The organism is Cellulosimicrobium sp. NPDC057127 (assembly GCF_042670945.1).
Lineage (GTDB): Bacteria > Actinomycetota > Actinomycetes > Actinomycetales > Cellulomonadaceae > Cellulosimicrobium.
This window is the reverse complement of record NZ_JBHUUP010000007.1, coordinates 152,099-165,983: the sequence shown is the minus strand read 5'-3', so window position 1 is coordinate 165,983 and position 13,885 is coordinate 152,099. Positions and strand designations below refer to the sequence as shown.

Here is a 13,885-nt window from a genome sequence, read left to right as displayed (position 1 = left end):
CGGGTGCGGTCGAACGGTTGTCGGTTGTGCGGCCGGTGGCCGGGAGTCGGTCAGCCGTCTCCGTCGTCGGTGGGGTGCGGGACGCCGCGTCAGCTCACGAGCCGTCGGCGGGCGTCCGCGAGGCGGGACAGGACCGTCGAGTCCACGACGTCGGCGCCCACCTGGATCCGCAGCCCCCCGAGCACGGCCGGGTCGACCGTCACGTTGAGCTGCACCGCGCGCCCGTAGGCCCGCTCGAGCAGCGCACCGAGGCGGTCGAGCTGCGCCTGGTCGAGCACGACGGCCGACGTGACCGACGCGACGAGCCGCTGGCGACGCTCCGCGGCGACGTCCCCGAACCAGCCGAGCGTGGCGACGAACCGCCGCCCGCGCAGCTCGCGGGTCGCGTGCGTCGCGAGGACCGCCGTCACGCGGTCGACCTTGCCCTCGAGCAGCGTGGCGACGAACGCCGCGCGGCGGTCCGGGTCGAGCGTGGCGTCGGACAGGAGCTGACGTGCCTCGCGCTGGCCGACGAGCGAGCGCGACACGCGGAAGAGCTCGTCCTCGACCTTCTCGAGGTCGCCGCGGGACTCCGCCGAGGCCAGGACGGCGTCGAGGCCGAGGCGCTCGACGGCGTCCGCGAGGTCACGGTCGTTCGACCAGCGCGAGCGCACCACGCCCGCCACGAGGTCGACGACACTCCCGTCGAAGCCCGTGCCCAGGACGGCGGTCGCGAGCCCCGCCTTGTCGTCGCCCGAGCGCGCCGGGTCCGCGAGCGAGCGCCGCAGCGGCGCCGACGCGTCGAGCGCCGCCGTCACGGTGAACAGCTGCTCCCCCAGCGTGAGGGCGTCCGCGCCCGCAGCGCGCAGGACCGGCTCGAACCGCTCCTGCGCCTGCGTCAGGGACTCTCCGCTCGTACCTCGCATCAGCGCTCCTCGGCGGCCCGACCGCCCGCGGCGGTCGCCGCCGCCGGGCCCGCGGCCTCGAGGTCGTCGAGGAACCGGTCCACGACGCGGCTCTGCCGCGCCGAGTCCGCGAGCGACTCGCCGACGATCTTCGACGCGAGCTCGGTCGCGAGCAGGCCGACGTCGTTGCGGAGCGAGACGGCCGCCTGCTGCCGCTCGGCCTCGATCTGCCGGTGCGCGGTCTCGAGGATCCGCGCCGCGTCGTCCGACGCCTTCGCGCGGAGGTCGGCCACGATGGCACCGCCCTCGGCGCGCGCCTCCTCGCGGATCTTCGCGGCCTCCGTGCGTGCCTCCTGCAGCTGCTGGTGGTACTCCGCCAGCGCCGCCGCGGCCTCCGCCTGTGCGGACTCGGCCTTGGCGAGGCCGCCCTCGATCTTCGCCGTGCGCTCGTCGAGGACCGCCTGGAACTTCGGCAGGACCGCCTTGTAGAACACGAACGCGATGATCGCCAGGACGACGGCCGACCACAGGATGTCGTACCCCGCGGGGAGGAACAGGTCGATGCCCTGCGGCTCCCCGCCCGTCTCCGCCGCCAGCGTCAGCGCGGCGTTCGCCGGCGCCGACATCACGCGGTGAACAGGAAGCCGGCGACGAGACCGAGCAGGGCGAGCAGCTCGACGAACGCGACACCGAGGAACATGGTGGCGCGCAGCTGGCCGGCGACCTCGGGCTGACGAGCCATGCCCTCGACGGTCTTGCCGATGAGGATGCCCAGACCGATGCCGGGGCCGATCGCCGCGATGCCGTAGCCGATCGTGTTGATGTTGCCGGAGACCTCGGCGAGGGTGGTGACGTCCACGATTGCTCGTTTCCTTCCTGTGGGCGCTCGTCCGGCCGGACGAGCGTCGCGTGGGTGGTGCTTGGTGGATGTGTGTCAGGAGCCGACGGGCGGCAGGGGTCGACCCCGCGGGGTCAGTGCTCCTCCTCGAGCGCGATGTTGATGTACACCGAGGCGAGGAGGGCGAAGATGTAGGCCTGCAGGGCCGCCACGAGGAGCTCGAAGAGCGTGAAGACGAGCCCGCCCGCGAGGGTGAGGACGCCGAACGCCTTCATCGCGGGAACCGCCTCGAAGACGAAGTACTGCGTGGCCGCGAAGCAGAGCACGAGCATGATGTGGCCCGCGACCATGTTCGCGACGAGACGGATGGCGAGCGACGCGGGCCGGATGATCAGCACCTGCAGCAGCTCGATCGGCGTGACGATGAGGTAGATCGGCGCGGGGATCCCGGGCGGGAAGAGGCTGTTCTTCAGGTACCCGCCGAAGCCGTGCTGCTTGATGCCGACGGCCCAGTAGGTCACGAGGACCCACAGCGCGAGCACGAGCGGGATGCCGACGCGCGCGGTGCCCGCCATGTTGAGGCCGGGGATCAGGCCGGTGAGGTTGAACGCGAGCACCGCGAAGAAGATCGTGGTGATCATCGGCACGAAGCGCCGCGCGTTCTCCTTCCCCATGATCTCCTCGACGATCTGCACGCGGACGAAGTCCAGCAGCAGCTCGATCGCGTTCTGGAAACGGCCGGGGACGAGCCGGGCGCGGCGCGCGGCCAGCACCATGATCGTCAGCAGCACGACGACCGCGATGACGCGCACGATCCAGATGCGGTCGATCTGGAAGATCGTGCCCTCGAAGAGGATCGCCGGCGGGAAGAAGTCCGTGATCGACGGCGCGTGGAAGCCTTCACCCTCGGAGGCAGCATGGAGCACGGGGGTCGCAAGCGTGGACAGGGTGGACTCCCAATGGTCGTGTGGCCCCGGCACTCACCACGTGATCGTGGGCACGCCGTCGGACCTGGCCGTCATGGATTCGCCGCTAGCCTAACGTATGGAACGGCGTGCCCACGCCGCTCCCGGACCGCTCGTGCCGTCGTGCCGGACGCCACCCGGACGAGCGTCCGGGTCGGGGCGAGGACGCCGCCGCGGTCGTCAGCGCGAGCCCGGCTCGACGTAGGGGATGCGCCCGCGGCTCACGGCGCGGTAGTCCAGCACGGCGGAGCCGATCACCCCGACGAGCAGGACCCCGGCGAAGACCCAGCGGTCGTAGAAGTTCATGCCCCGCAGCACCACGAGCACGACGATGAGCACGACCATCTTCGCCAGCCAGCTGCCCATGACGACCGCCGCGGTGGTGGTCGGCGTCGAGTCGACCGTGCGCAGCATCGCCCACACCGTGGTGGCCGAGAAGACGACGGCCACGGCCACGCCGAGCAGGGCGCCCCACACGCCGGGCAGCCCGGCGACCAGCGCCCCCACGGCGACCCCGACGACCGCCAGGGAGCCCAGGAGCACGAGCACGTCGCGCAGCGCCGTCCGGAAGACCGCGCGCACCGCGTGGCCGTGCTCGGTGCCCGCAGCCCCGGCCGGGGCGTCGGGGCCGACGGTCGCGGGGTCGTGGGGGCGCGCGGGCTCGGGCTGGTTCGAGGACATCTCAGGCTTCCTTCGAGGGGCTGGTGGTCGTGGGCGGGTTCGTGACGCGGGCGTCGGGCACCGCGCCGGCGCCGGGCGCAGGACGGGGCGCGCTGACGACGGCGACGGGCGGCGCCGCGGCGAGGTCCTGGTCGTCGAGGAACCTGCCGCGGGTGCGCAGCGGACCGAGCGTGAGGACGAGCGCGACCACGGAGGCGACCCCGAGGCCGACGGCGACGGTGCGCGCGTCCCAGCGCACGAGCGCGACGGCGCCGAACGCGAACACAGCGGTCCACACGTAGAGGATGAGGACCGCGCGGCGGTGGGAGTGCCCGAGGGCGAGCATGCGGTGGTGCAGGTGCATGCGGTCGGGGTGGAACGGGGACTTCCCCGCGAGCAGGCGCCGCGCCACGGCCATCCCCATGTCGAGCAGGGGCAGGAGGATCACGGCGAGCGGCAGCAGCAGCGGGATGAACGCCGGGAGCCGTTCGGCGCCGGACGTCTCGCCCGGGTCGATGTTGCCCGTCACGACGATCGCCGCGCCCGAGATGACGAGGCCCAGCACCATCGAGCCGGAGTCGCCCATGAAGATGCGCGCGGGGTTGAAGTTGTACGGGAGGAAGCCGACGCACACCCCCACCAGCGCGGCCACGACGAGCGTCGCGAGGCTCGAGTAGTCGTCGGGGGTCGTGCGCAGCGTCAGCGCGTAGGAGTAGAGGAAGAAGGCGGTCCCGCCGATGGCCACGAGCCCCGCGGCCAGGCCGTCGAGCCCGTCGACGAAGTTCACCGCGTTCATCGCCACGACGACGACGAGGATCGTCACCGCGAGCTGCACGCGCGACGAGGGCAGCGCCTGGAACCCGCCGACGGGCAGCGTGAAGAGCACCACGCCCTGGGACGCCATGAGGCCGGCGGCGAGCACCTGACCGGCGAGCTTCGTCATCCAGTCGAGGTCCCAGATGTCGTCCGCGACGCCGAGCACGCAGACGATCGCGGCGGCGCCGACGATGCCCCACGCGCGCGTGTCGGCGATCGGCACCCCGTCGACGTCGCTGACGAACACGCCCTCGAGGAACGGCATCTGCGAGGCGAGCACGACGGCGACGACGAGGCCGAGCAGCATCGCGACGCCCCCGAGCCGCGGCGTCGGGATCGTGTGCACGTCCCGGTCGCGCACGGCGGTGATCGCGCCGGTGCGCGTGGCGAGCCACCGGGCGAACGGCGTCGTCAGGAACGTCACCGCGGCGGCGACGAGCATGACGAGCAGGTAGACCCTCACCCGCCGCTCGCCCCCGGCTCTCCCGTCCCGGTGGGCTCCTCGGCGGGCTGCTCGGCGGACCGCGCCGGGCGGTCGTCAGGCCCGTCGACGGGTGCGATCGCGCGCAGGCGCTCGAGCGGGACGGCGCCCGCCCGCACCACGCGCAGCGTGCCGGAGGTCGCGTCGACGATCGTGGACGCCACTCCCCCGGGCGCCGTCCCGCCGTCGAGGTACACCGACACGGCGTCGCCGAGCTGCGCGCGCGCGTCCTCGACGTCGAGCGCGGCCGGGCGTCCGGTCGCGTTCGCCGACGACACGGCCAGCGGGCCGGTGCGGCGCAGCAGCGCGAGCGCGGCCTCGTGGTCGGGCATGCGCAGCGCGACGGTGCCGTGCGTCTCGCCGAGGTCCCACGCGAGCGACGGCTGGGCCCGCAGGATGATGGTGAACCCGCCCGGCCACAGCGCCTCGACGAGGCGGCGCGCGTCGTCCGGCACGTCGGTGGCGAGACCGTCGAGCGTGCGGGCGTCGGGCACCAGCACGGGCGGCGGCATCTGCCGCCCTCGGCCCTTCGCGGCCAGGAGCGCGGCGACGGCGTCGGGCGCGAACGCGTCGGCGCCGATGCCGTAGACGGTGTCGGTGGGCAGGACCACGAGGCCGCCGCGGGACACGGCGTTCACCGCCTCGTCGATCCCGGCGCCCCAGGTGTTCGGGTCGGTCACGGGGTGGACGGAGCTCACGAGTCCAGTGTTCCACGCCCGTCGGTCCGCTCCGGGCCGGCAGGGCCGACAGAACCGTCGACCGTGCGGCGTGCGACGACCATGCGGTCGCGGCCGGTGAGGTCGGCGACGGTCCGCACGTCCGTGAACGCGCCCGTCGCGGCGACCATCTCCCGCGCGGCCCCGGCCTGCACCTCGGCGTGCTCCATCACGTACACACCCCCGCGCCGCAGCAAGCGGGCCGCCGCAGCGGTGACCCCGCGCGGCACCTCCAGGCCGTCGGCGCCGAGCCCGTAGAGCGCGACCTCCGGGTCGTGCTCCGCGACCTCCGGGTCGCGCGGGACCGCGCCCGGGGGCACGTACGGCGGGTTCGACACGACCACGTCGCACGCGCCGTCGAGGCCGCCCGCGTCCGCGGGACCGGCCCACGCGCGGCGCGCGTCCCCGCGCACCAGGTGCACGACGGCGCCCGTCGCCCCCCGGACGGCCGCCACGTTGCGCGCGGCCCAGGAGTGCGCGTCGGCGTCCAGCTCGACGGCGTGCACCACCGCGCCCGGCACCTCGCTCGCGACGGCGAGCGCGATCGCGCCCGACCCGGTGCACAGGTCGACGACGACCGCCCGGCCGGTGGCCTCGACGACCGCGCGCGCTGCGTCGACCGCGACCTGCGCGACCTGCTCGGTCTCCGGCCGCGGCACGAACACGCCCGGCCCGACGGCGAGCTCGAGGTGCCGGAACGGCGCCGTCCCGGTGAGGTGCTGCAGCGGCACCCGCTCCGCCCGCCGCGCGACGAGCTCCGCGAACTCCCGCACCGCGTCGTCGCGGAGCGCCCGGTCCAGCACGGCCAGCCGCCGCAGCTCTCCGCGAGGCACGCCGAGCGCATGGGCGAGCAGCATCTCGGCGTCGGCCCGCGGGGTCGCGACACCGCTCTCGTCGAGCAGGCCGACGGCCCAGCGCACCCAGAGAGATGGACGGGGGTCCGACGGCGGAGGCGAAGCCGTCGAGCCGTAGCGGAGCGAGCGCAGCGAGCGTGAGCGAGGCGAGCCGCCGCCGTCGGCCCCCCGCCCACCGGCACCGGCAAGTCGATCGGACCCCGGTCGGCCGGCGACCTCAGGCATCGCCCGCCGCGGCGAGCCGCGCCGCCTCGTCCGCGTCGATCGCAGAACGCACGACCGGGTCGAGGTCGCCGTCGAGCACGTGGTCGAGGTTGTACGCCTTGTAGCCGGTGCGGTGGTCGGCGATGCGGTTCTCGGGGAAGTTGTAGGTGCGGATCCGCTCGGACCGGTCGACGGTGCGCACCTGCGAACGACGCAGGTCGGCCGCCTCGGCGGCCGCGGCCTCCTGCTGCGCGGCGAGCAGCCGTGCGCGCAGGACGCGCATCGCCTGCTCGCGGTTCTGCAGCTGCGACTTCTCGTTCTGCATGGACACGACGATCCCGGTGGGCACGTGCGTGATGCGGACCGCGGAATCGGTGGTGTTGACCGACTGCCCGCCGGGCCCGGACGAGCGGTAGACGTCGATGCGCAGGTCGTTGGGGTCGATCTCCACCTCGCCGGGGTCCTCGACCTCGGGGAAGACGAGGACTCCTGCCGCGGACGTGTGGATGCGGCCCTGCGACTCGGTGACGGGCACCCGCTGGACGCGGTGGACCCCGCCCTCGTACTTGAGGTTCGCCCAGACGCCGTCGGCGGGGTCCGACGGCGTCGACCGCGCCTTCACCGCGACCTGGACATCCTTGTAGCCGCCGAGGTCGGACTCGGTGGCCTCGAGGACCTCGGTCCTCCAGCCGCGCCGCTCGGCGTAGCGCAGGTACATCCGCAGGAGGTCGCCCGCGAACAGGGCCGACTCCTCGCCGCCCTCCCCCGCCTTGATCTCGAGGATGACGTCGCGCCCGTCGTCGGGGTCGCGCGGCACGAGCACGCGCCGCAGCCGCTCGGAAGCGGACTGAGCGGCCTCGCGCAGCGCCGGGAGCTCCGCGGCGAACGCCTCGTCCTCGTGCGCGAGCTCCTCGGCGGCGCCCGCGTCCTCCGTGGCCTCTCGCCACGCGCGGTACGCGCCGACCACCTGGTTGAGCTCGGCGTACCGGCGCCCGAGGGTCCGGGCCCGGGCCGCGTCGGCGTGGACCGACGGGTCGGCGAGCTGCGCCTCGATGTCCGCGTGCTCGGCCAGCAGCGGCCGGGCGGCGTCGAACGGGTCGGTCACGGGTGGCTCCTCAGCGGGTGGCACGGCACGGGCGCAGGTGTGCGGCACCGGGCGGGCCGGGAAACCCCCCGGAGACAGCGACAGCGCCGGCGGTCCGAGCGCACCGACTGCCCCTGGAGAGGTTGTCGGGCGAGGACCGCCGGCGCTGCGGGAGTGCTACTTCTCGGAGGCCTTCTTGCCGTAGCGGGCCTCGAAGCGGGCCACGCGGCCACCGGTGTCGAGGATCTTCTGCTTGCCCGTGTAGAACGGGTGGCAGGCGCTGCACACGTCGGCGCTGATCTTGCCGGACGTCTCCGTGCTGCGCGTCACGAAGGTGCTGCCACAGGTGCAGGTGACCTCGGTGGCGACGTACTCGGGGTGGATACCAGACTTCACGGTTTCTCCTTGGGTGCGATGTCTCCGGGTCAGGCCGGGAGACCCCGGACCTGTGAACCGCAGACGGACCTGCGACGGGCGCAGGCCGACGAGCCATTGTGCCAGAACGCCGCCCGGCCCAGAAATCATCCCGGCGGCGCCGGGAGCGCGGAGGGCGGCGTCCTGGCGGTCGCGTCAGATGGTGCGGCCCACGTTCTCGTCGTCCGCGAAGCTCCCCGGCGTGGTCTTCTGGACCTGCAGGAGGAACTCGACGTTCGAGCGGGTGTCCTTGAGCTTGCCCAGCAGCAGCTCGATGGCCTGCTGCTGGTCGAGAGCGCCCATGACGCGGCGGAGCTTGTAGATGATCTTCAGCTCGTCCTGCGCCATGAGGATCTCCTCGCGGCGCGTGCCGGACGCGTTGACGTCCACGGCCGGGAAGATGCGCTTGTCGGCGAGGTTGCGGGACAGGCGGAGCTCCATGTTCCCCGTGCCCTTGAACTCCTCGAAGATGACCTCGTCCATCTTGGAGCCGGTCTCCACGAGTGCCGACGCGAGGATCGTCAGGGAGCCGCCGTTCTCGATGTTGCGCGCCGCGCCGAAGAAGCGCTTGGGCGGGTAGAGCGCGGACGCGTCCACGCCGCCGGACAGGATGCGGCCCGACGCCGGGGCGGCGAGGTTGTAGGCGCGCGACAGGCGCGTGAGCGAGTCGAGCAGCACGACGACGTCCTGCCCCAGCTCCACGAGGCGCTTGGCACGCTCGATGGCGAGCTCGGCGACGATCGTGTGGTCGGACGCGGGGCGGTCGAACGTCGAGGCGATGACCTCGCCCTTGACCGTCCGCTCCATGTCGGTGACCTCTTCGGGCCGCTCGTCCACGAGCACGACCATGAGGTGGACCTCGGGGTTGTTGGTCGTGATCGCGTTGGCGATCTGCTGCATGATGATCGTCTTGCCGGCCTTGGGCGGCGCGACGATGAGGCCGCGCTGCCCCTTCCCGATCGGCGCCACGATGTCGATCACGCGCGGCGTCAGACGCGTGGCCTCCGGGTTCTCCAGGCGCAGGCGCTCCTGCGGGTACAGCGGCGTGAGCTTCGAGAACTCGGCCCGGTCGCGCGCCTCGTCGGGCGCCATGCCGTTCACCGAGTCCAGGCGCACGAGCGCGTTGAACTTCTGGCGGGCGTTGCCGCCCTGCGCCTCGCCCTCGCGCGGCTGGCGCACGGCGCCGACGATCGCGTCGCCGCGCCGCAGGCCCGACTTCTTCACCTGGCCGAGCGAGACGTACACGTCGTTCGCCCCCGGCAGGTACCCGCTCGTGCGGACGAACGCGTAGTTGTCGAGGATGTCGAGGATGCCGGCGACGGGGAGCAGGACGTCGTCGTCGCCCACCTCGACGTCGTCGAGGCCGGCGACGTCCGGGCCCTGGCGGGTGCGGCCGCGCTTGCGGTCGCGGTCGCGGCCGCGCTCGCGACCCCGGCGGCGACGGCCGCCCCGCTCCTCCTCGCGCTCGGCCTGCCGGTCACCCTGGCGGTCGGCCTGACGCTCGCCCTGGCGCGGGGCCGGAGCACGCTCGCCCGGCACGTCCGCCGGGCGCTCCGGCTGCCCCTCGGCCTGGCGCTGCGACGGGCGCTCCCCGGCGCGGTGGGCGTCGACGTCGCCCTGCTGCGCCGCACCGGCGCCGCGACCCGCACGACGCGAGCCGCGCTCGACCGCCACGAGACCGACCGCCGCTGCGGCGCGCGCGGCGCGCTCGTCCTGGGACTCGCCGCCGTCGCGGGACCGCACTCCCTCGCCGAGGGCCTCGGCGACGGCGGCCGCCGCCTCGGAGCGCGCGTCGCGGGAGCGACCGTCCCGGCGACCGCCGTCGGTCGCCTCGGCGCGGACCGGGAGGTCGAGGACGGGCGTCGTGCCACGCTCCTCGCGGGTCGCTGCGGTCGCCGTCCCGCTCGTCGCGTCGGCCGCGGCGCTCGCCGGCCGGTCGGCGCGGCGGCTGCGGCCACGACCGGAGCTCGCGTGCGTACCGGGTTCCTGCTGCGCCGCCTCCCCGGCGGGGCGCGAGGGCGCGCTCTGCTCACCGGTCCGGGCGCGGATGACGTCCACGAGGTCGCTCTTGCGCATCTTGGACGTGCCCTTGACCCCGAGCTGCGACGCGAGCGCCTGCAGCTCCGGGAGGCGCAGCGTGCTCAGCGCGCCGCTCCGGGCGTTCCCGCCGGCAGCGGACGCACCTGTCGCGCTGCTCGTGGCGGTGTCGATGGTGTCAGTCACGAAGGACCCTTCCCCCTCGTCTGCGCCCACCTCTCAGAGGGTGGGCCGCGGGTGGTCGACGCTCGGCGCGTGACGGCCGGAGCGCAGGTTTTACCACGCGTCAGTGGTACGACGACGTCATCTGACGTGGGCTGGATGGCCTTCTCACGGATGGCTCTCGGCTCGATCGAGCTGGACGTCGAGCAGGACGAGGTCCGACGGAACGGGAGAGCATGACCGAAGGCTGCGGCCATCCTAGCACCACGGAAACAGGTCTCCGGCAGGGATCAGAGCGATCCGAGCCGCTCCGCGACGACCCCCCGCGCGTCGACCTCCACGCCGAGCACGTCCCACTCCGGCAGCCCGGCGAGCAGCGCGGCCGCGACCCGGGCCACGCGCTCGGCCTCCGCGGCGTCCGACAGGACGAGCACGGTCGGCCCGGCGCCGGAGACGGTCGCCGCGAGCCCCTCGGCGCGCAGGGCGCCGACGACCTCGGCCGACGCCGCCATGACGTCGGCGCGGTAGTCCTGGTGGAGCCGGTCCTCGGTGGCCTCGAGCAGGAGGTCGGGCCGGCGCGTGAGCGCCTCGACGAGGAGCGCGGCGCGCCCGGCGTTGAACGCCGCGTCGGCGTGCGGGACCGTCGCGGGCAGGACGCCGCGCGCCCGGCTCGTCGCCAGCCGCGCCGAGGGCACGAGGACGGTGGCTCGCAGGTCCGGGTGCACGTCGAGGCGCACCGCGCGGGCGCCGCGCACCGGCCCTCCCGCGACCCAGGCCACGGTCGCGCCGCCGAGCAGCGCCGGGGCCGCGTTGTCGGGGTGGCCCTCGATCGTGCTCGCCAGCCGCAGCGCCGTCGCGTCGTCGAGCACCGCCGGGTCCGCGACGAGCGCGCGCGCCGCGACGATCCCCGCCACGACCGCCGCCGCCGACGACCCGAGGCCGCGACCGTGCGGGATGCGGTTCACGCACCGCAGGTGCAGGCCCGTCTGCGGCGCGCCCGCCACGTCGAGCGCCTCGCGCAGCGCCCGCACGACGAGGTGCGTCTCGTCACCCGGCACCTCGCCGGCGCCCTCGCCCTCGACCTCCACCACGACCTCGTCGCTGGCGAGCGCGCGCACCTCGACCACGTCGTGCCGGGCGAGCGCGAGCCCGAGGGCGTCGAAGCCCGGGCCGAGGTTGGCGCTCGTCGCGGGGACGCGGACCCGGACGTGGTCGGCGCCGAGCTGCATCAGCCGAGCCCGAGCGCGTCGGCGATCGACACGACGTCGGCGCCCACGCGCGTGGGCACGACCTCGCTCCCGTCCGCCGTCCGCAGGGCCCACTGCGGGTCCTTGAGCCCGTGCCCCGTGACCGTGACGACGATCCTGGCCCCCGCGGGCACGAGGCCGCGCTCGGCCCGCGCCAGGACACCGGCGACGCCCGCCGCCGACGCCGGCTCCACGAAGACGCCGACCTCGCTCGACAGGACGCGGTGCGCGGCGAGGATCTGCTCGTCCGTCACGGCCTCGATGACGCCGCCCGAGTCGTCGCGCGCGGTCTCGGCGAGCTCCCACGACGCCGGGTTGCCGATGCGGATCGCGGTCGCGATCGTCTCCGGCTCGGTGATCGGGTGGCCGGCCACGATGGGTGCCGCGCCCGCGGCCTGGAAGCCCCACATCTGCGGGACGCGCGTCGCGACCGCGGGCAGGCCCTCCCCCGGGTGCCCCGGCGTGCCCTGGCCCGCGTACTCGCGGAAGCCCTTCCAGTACGCGGTGATGTTGCCGGCGTTGCCGACCGGGAGCGCGTGGATGTCGGGCGCGTCGCCGAGCGCGTCGACGATCTCGAACGCGCCCGTCTTCTGCCCCTCGATGCGGTCGGGGTTGACCGAGTTCACGAGCTCGATGGGGTGCGTCTCGGCGAGCTTGCGCGCGACCACGAGGCAGTCGTCGAAGTTCCCGTCGACCTGCAGCAGGCGCGCGCCGTGCGCGATCGCCTGACTGAGCTTGCCCATCGCGATCTTGCCGTCCGGTACCAGCACCGCGCACAGCATCCCGGCGCGGGTCGCGTACGCCGCCGCCGACGCGGAGGTGTTGCCCGTCGACGCGCACACGACCGCCTGCGCACCGCGTGCGGCCGCCGCGGAGATCGCCGTCGTCATGCCGCGGTCCTTGAACGAGCCCGTCGGGTTCATGCCCTCGACCTTGACGAAGACCTGCGCGCCCGTGCGCTCCGAGAGCACCGGCGCCTCGACGAGCGGCGTGCCGCCCTCGCCGAGCGTCACGACGCGCTCCGAGACGTGCGCGGGCAGCCGGTCCGCGTACTCGGTGATGATGCCGCGCCACTGGTGGGCCATCCGGCCGGTCATATCAGGCTCCCTCGACTCTCAGGACGGACGTGATCGTACGGACGGGGTCGAGCGCCGCGACGGCCTCCACCGTCGCCGCGAGGGCCGACTCCGGGGCCGCGTGGGTGGTGATGACGAGCTGGGCGGCGCCCGCCGCGGGCGTCTGCATCCCTTCGGCGGCGACCGCCTCCGGGGCGCTCGGCTGGCGGACCGCCTCGATCGAGACGCCGTGGGCGGCCAGGGCCTGCGCCACCTGCGCGAGCACGCCGGGGCGGTCGTCCACGTCGAGCCGCACCTGGTAGCGCGTCACCGCGGCCGACGCCGGCAGGATCGCCAGGTCCGCGTACGTGGACTCCTGCGGGCCCTTGCCGCCGAGCACGCGGTGGCGGGCGGCCGAGACGACGTCGCCCAGGACGGCGGACGCGGTGGGCGCGCCGCCCGCGCCCCGGCCGTAGAACATGAGCTCGCCCGCGGACTCCGCCTCGACGAACACCGCGTTGAACGACCCGCGGACGTTCGCGAGGGGGTGGGTCGTCGGCAGGAGCGCCGGGTGGACGCGCACCGACACGCCGGCGCCACGACCGGTGCCGCGGTCCGCGTCGCGCAGCTCGGCGATCGCCAGGAGCTTGATCACGTGGCCGGTGTGGGCGGCCCACGCCACGTCGTCCGCGGTCACGGCCATGATGCCCTCGCGCGCGACGTCGTCGATCGAGACCCGCACGTGGAACGCGAGGCTCGCGAGGATCGCGGCCTTGGCCGCCGCGTCGTAGCCCTCGACGTCGGCCGTCGGGTCCGCCTCGGCGAACCCGAGGTCCTGGGCCTCGCGCACGGCGTCGGCGAGGTCCGCGCCCGTCGTCGTCATCTGGTCGAGCACGTAGTTGGTCGTGCCGTTGACGATCCCGAGCACGCGGCGCACGTGGTCCCCCGCGAGCGACTCGCGCACGGGACGCACGATGGGGATCGCGCCCGCGACCGCGGCCTCGAAGTAGATGTCCACGCCGGCGTCGTCCGCGGCCTTGTACAGGGTGGGCCCGTCCTCGGCGAGGAGCGCCTTGTTCGCGGTCACGACCGCCGCCCGCGCCTCGATCGCCTGCAGGAGCAGCCCGCGCGCCGGCTCGATGCCGCCCATGACCTCGACGACGATGTCGGCACGCCGGACCAGGCCCTCGGCGTCCTCGGTGAGCAGGGAGCGGTCGACGACCGGGTCGCGCGGTGCCGACGCGTCCCGCACCGCGATCCCGACGAGCTCGAGACGCGCCCCGACGCGCGACGCGAGGTCGTCCGCCTGCTGCGTGAGCAGCCGTGCGACCTGCGTGCCGACGACGCCGCAGCCCAGCAGGGCGACGCGCAGGGGCGGGTGGGACTCGGCAGACGGCACGACGGACCTTCCTCGGGGATCGGGGGGCGCGGGCCCGTGCCGCGACCGGCGCGGGCACCGCCGCGGACA

Annotated in this window: 14 protein-coding genes; all 14 read right to left on the bottom strand. The window is 74.5% G+C overall.

The genetic code is table 11. From position 1 onward, the window contains the following. Positions 1 to 89 precede the first annotated feature (89 nt). Entirely contained in the window at positions 90 to 905 is an 816-nt protein-coding gene (locus tag ACFTZA_RS09310; RefSeq protein ID WP_378193177.1) for a F0F1 ATP synthase subunit delta, read from the bottom strand. Then, positions 905 to 1,510: a F0F1 ATP synthase subunit B gene (locus ACFTZA_RS09305; RefSeq protein WP_378193288.1), complete on the bottom strand. Its 606-nt coding sequence runs from the start codon at positions 1,508 to 1,510 to the stop codon at positions 905 to 907. The genes ACFTZA_RS09310 and ACFTZA_RS09305 overlap by 1 nt, the downstream gene beginning before the upstream one ends. Beyond that, positions 1,510 to 1,743 (bottom strand): ATP synthase F0 subunit C, encoded by a 234-nt coding sequence (locus tag ACFTZA_RS09300; protein WP_069386955.1) that lies wholly within the window; start codon positions 1,741 to 1,743, stop codon positions 1,510 to 1,512. The genes ACFTZA_RS09305 and ACFTZA_RS09300 overlap by 1 nt, the downstream gene beginning before the upstream one ends. Positions 1,744 to 1,856: 113 nt before the next feature. Next, positions 1,857 to 2,648 carry a F0F1 ATP synthase subunit A gene (atpB, locus tag ACFTZA_RS09295; protein ID WP_378193174.1) on the bottom strand — a complete coding sequence of 264 codons (792 nt, stop codon included), beginning with the start codon at positions 2,646 to 2,648 and terminating at the stop codon, positions 1,857 to 1,859. A gap of 219 nt (positions 2,649 to 2,867) precedes the next feature. Next, entirely contained in the window at positions 2,868 to 3,368 is a 501-nt protein-coding gene (locus ACFTZA_RS09290) for a hypothetical protein (protein ID WP_378193171.1), read from the bottom strand. A 1-nt stretch (position 3,369) separates the two neighbouring features. Next, the gene (locus ACFTZA_RS09285; RefSeq protein WP_378193168.1) at positions 3,370 to 4,626 is read right to left on the bottom strand and encodes a glycosyltransferase family 4 protein; all 1,257 of its coding nucleotides are present in this window, start codon (positions 4,624 to 4,626) and stop codon (positions 3,370 to 3,372) included. Then, the gene (locus tag ACFTZA_RS09280; protein WP_378193165.1) at positions 4,623 to 5,342 is read right to left on the bottom strand and encodes an L-threonylcarbamoyladenylate synthase; all 720 of its coding nucleotides are present in this window, start codon (positions 5,340 to 5,342) and stop codon (positions 4,623 to 4,625) included. The genes ACFTZA_RS09285 and ACFTZA_RS09280 overlap by 4 nt, the downstream gene beginning before the upstream one ends. After that, positions 5,339 to 6,280 carry a peptide chain release factor N(5)-glutamine methyltransferase gene (gene prmC / locus ACFTZA_RS09275; RefSeq protein WP_378193162.1) on the bottom strand — a complete coding sequence of 314 codons (942 nt, stop codon included), beginning with the start codon at positions 6,278 to 6,280 and terminating at the stop codon, positions 5,339 to 5,341. Before prmC ends, ACFTZA_RS09280 begins: the two co-directional genes overlap by 4 nt. Positions 6,281 to 6,431: 151 nt before the next feature. Further along, entirely contained in the window at positions 6,432 to 7,523 is a 1,092-nt protein-coding gene (gene prfA / locus ACFTZA_RS09270; protein WP_378193159.1) for a peptide chain release factor 1, read from the bottom strand. A 156-nt stretch (positions 7,524 to 7,679) separates the two neighbouring features. Beyond that, positions 7,680 to 7,898 (bottom strand): 50S ribosomal protein L31, encoded by a 219-nt coding sequence (rpmE, locus tag ACFTZA_RS09265; protein ID WP_378193156.1) that lies wholly within the window; start codon positions 7,896 to 7,898, stop codon positions 7,680 to 7,682. A 174-nt stretch (positions 7,899 to 8,072) separates the two neighbouring features. Beyond that, a complete protein-coding gene (gene rho, locus ACFTZA_RS09260) occupies positions 8,073 to 10,139 on the bottom strand; it encodes a transcription termination factor Rho (protein WP_378193153.1) in 2,067 nt (688 codons plus the stop codon). Positions 10,140 to 10,405: 266 nt separating this feature from the next. Beyond that, positions 10,406 to 11,344 (bottom strand): homoserine kinase, encoded by a 939-nt coding sequence (thrB, locus tag ACFTZA_RS09255; RefSeq protein ID WP_378193149.1) that lies wholly within the window; start codon positions 11,342 to 11,344, stop codon positions 10,406 to 10,408. Then, positions 11,344 to 12,447 carry a threonine synthase gene (thrC, locus tag ACFTZA_RS09250; RefSeq protein WP_378193285.1) on the bottom strand — a complete coding sequence of 368 codons (1,104 nt, stop codon included), beginning with the start codon at positions 12,445 to 12,447 and terminating at the stop codon, positions 11,344 to 11,346. The genes thrB and thrC overlap by 1 nt, the downstream gene beginning before the upstream one ends. Positions 12,448 to 12,460: 13 nt before the next feature. After that, positions 12,461 to 13,816, bottom strand: coding sequence for a homoserine dehydrogenase (locus ACFTZA_RS09245; RefSeq protein WP_378193146.1), 1,356 nt, complete (start codon positions 13,814 to 13,816; stop codon positions 12,461 to 12,463). Between the last annotated feature and the right edge of the window lie 69 nt (positions 13,817 to 13,885).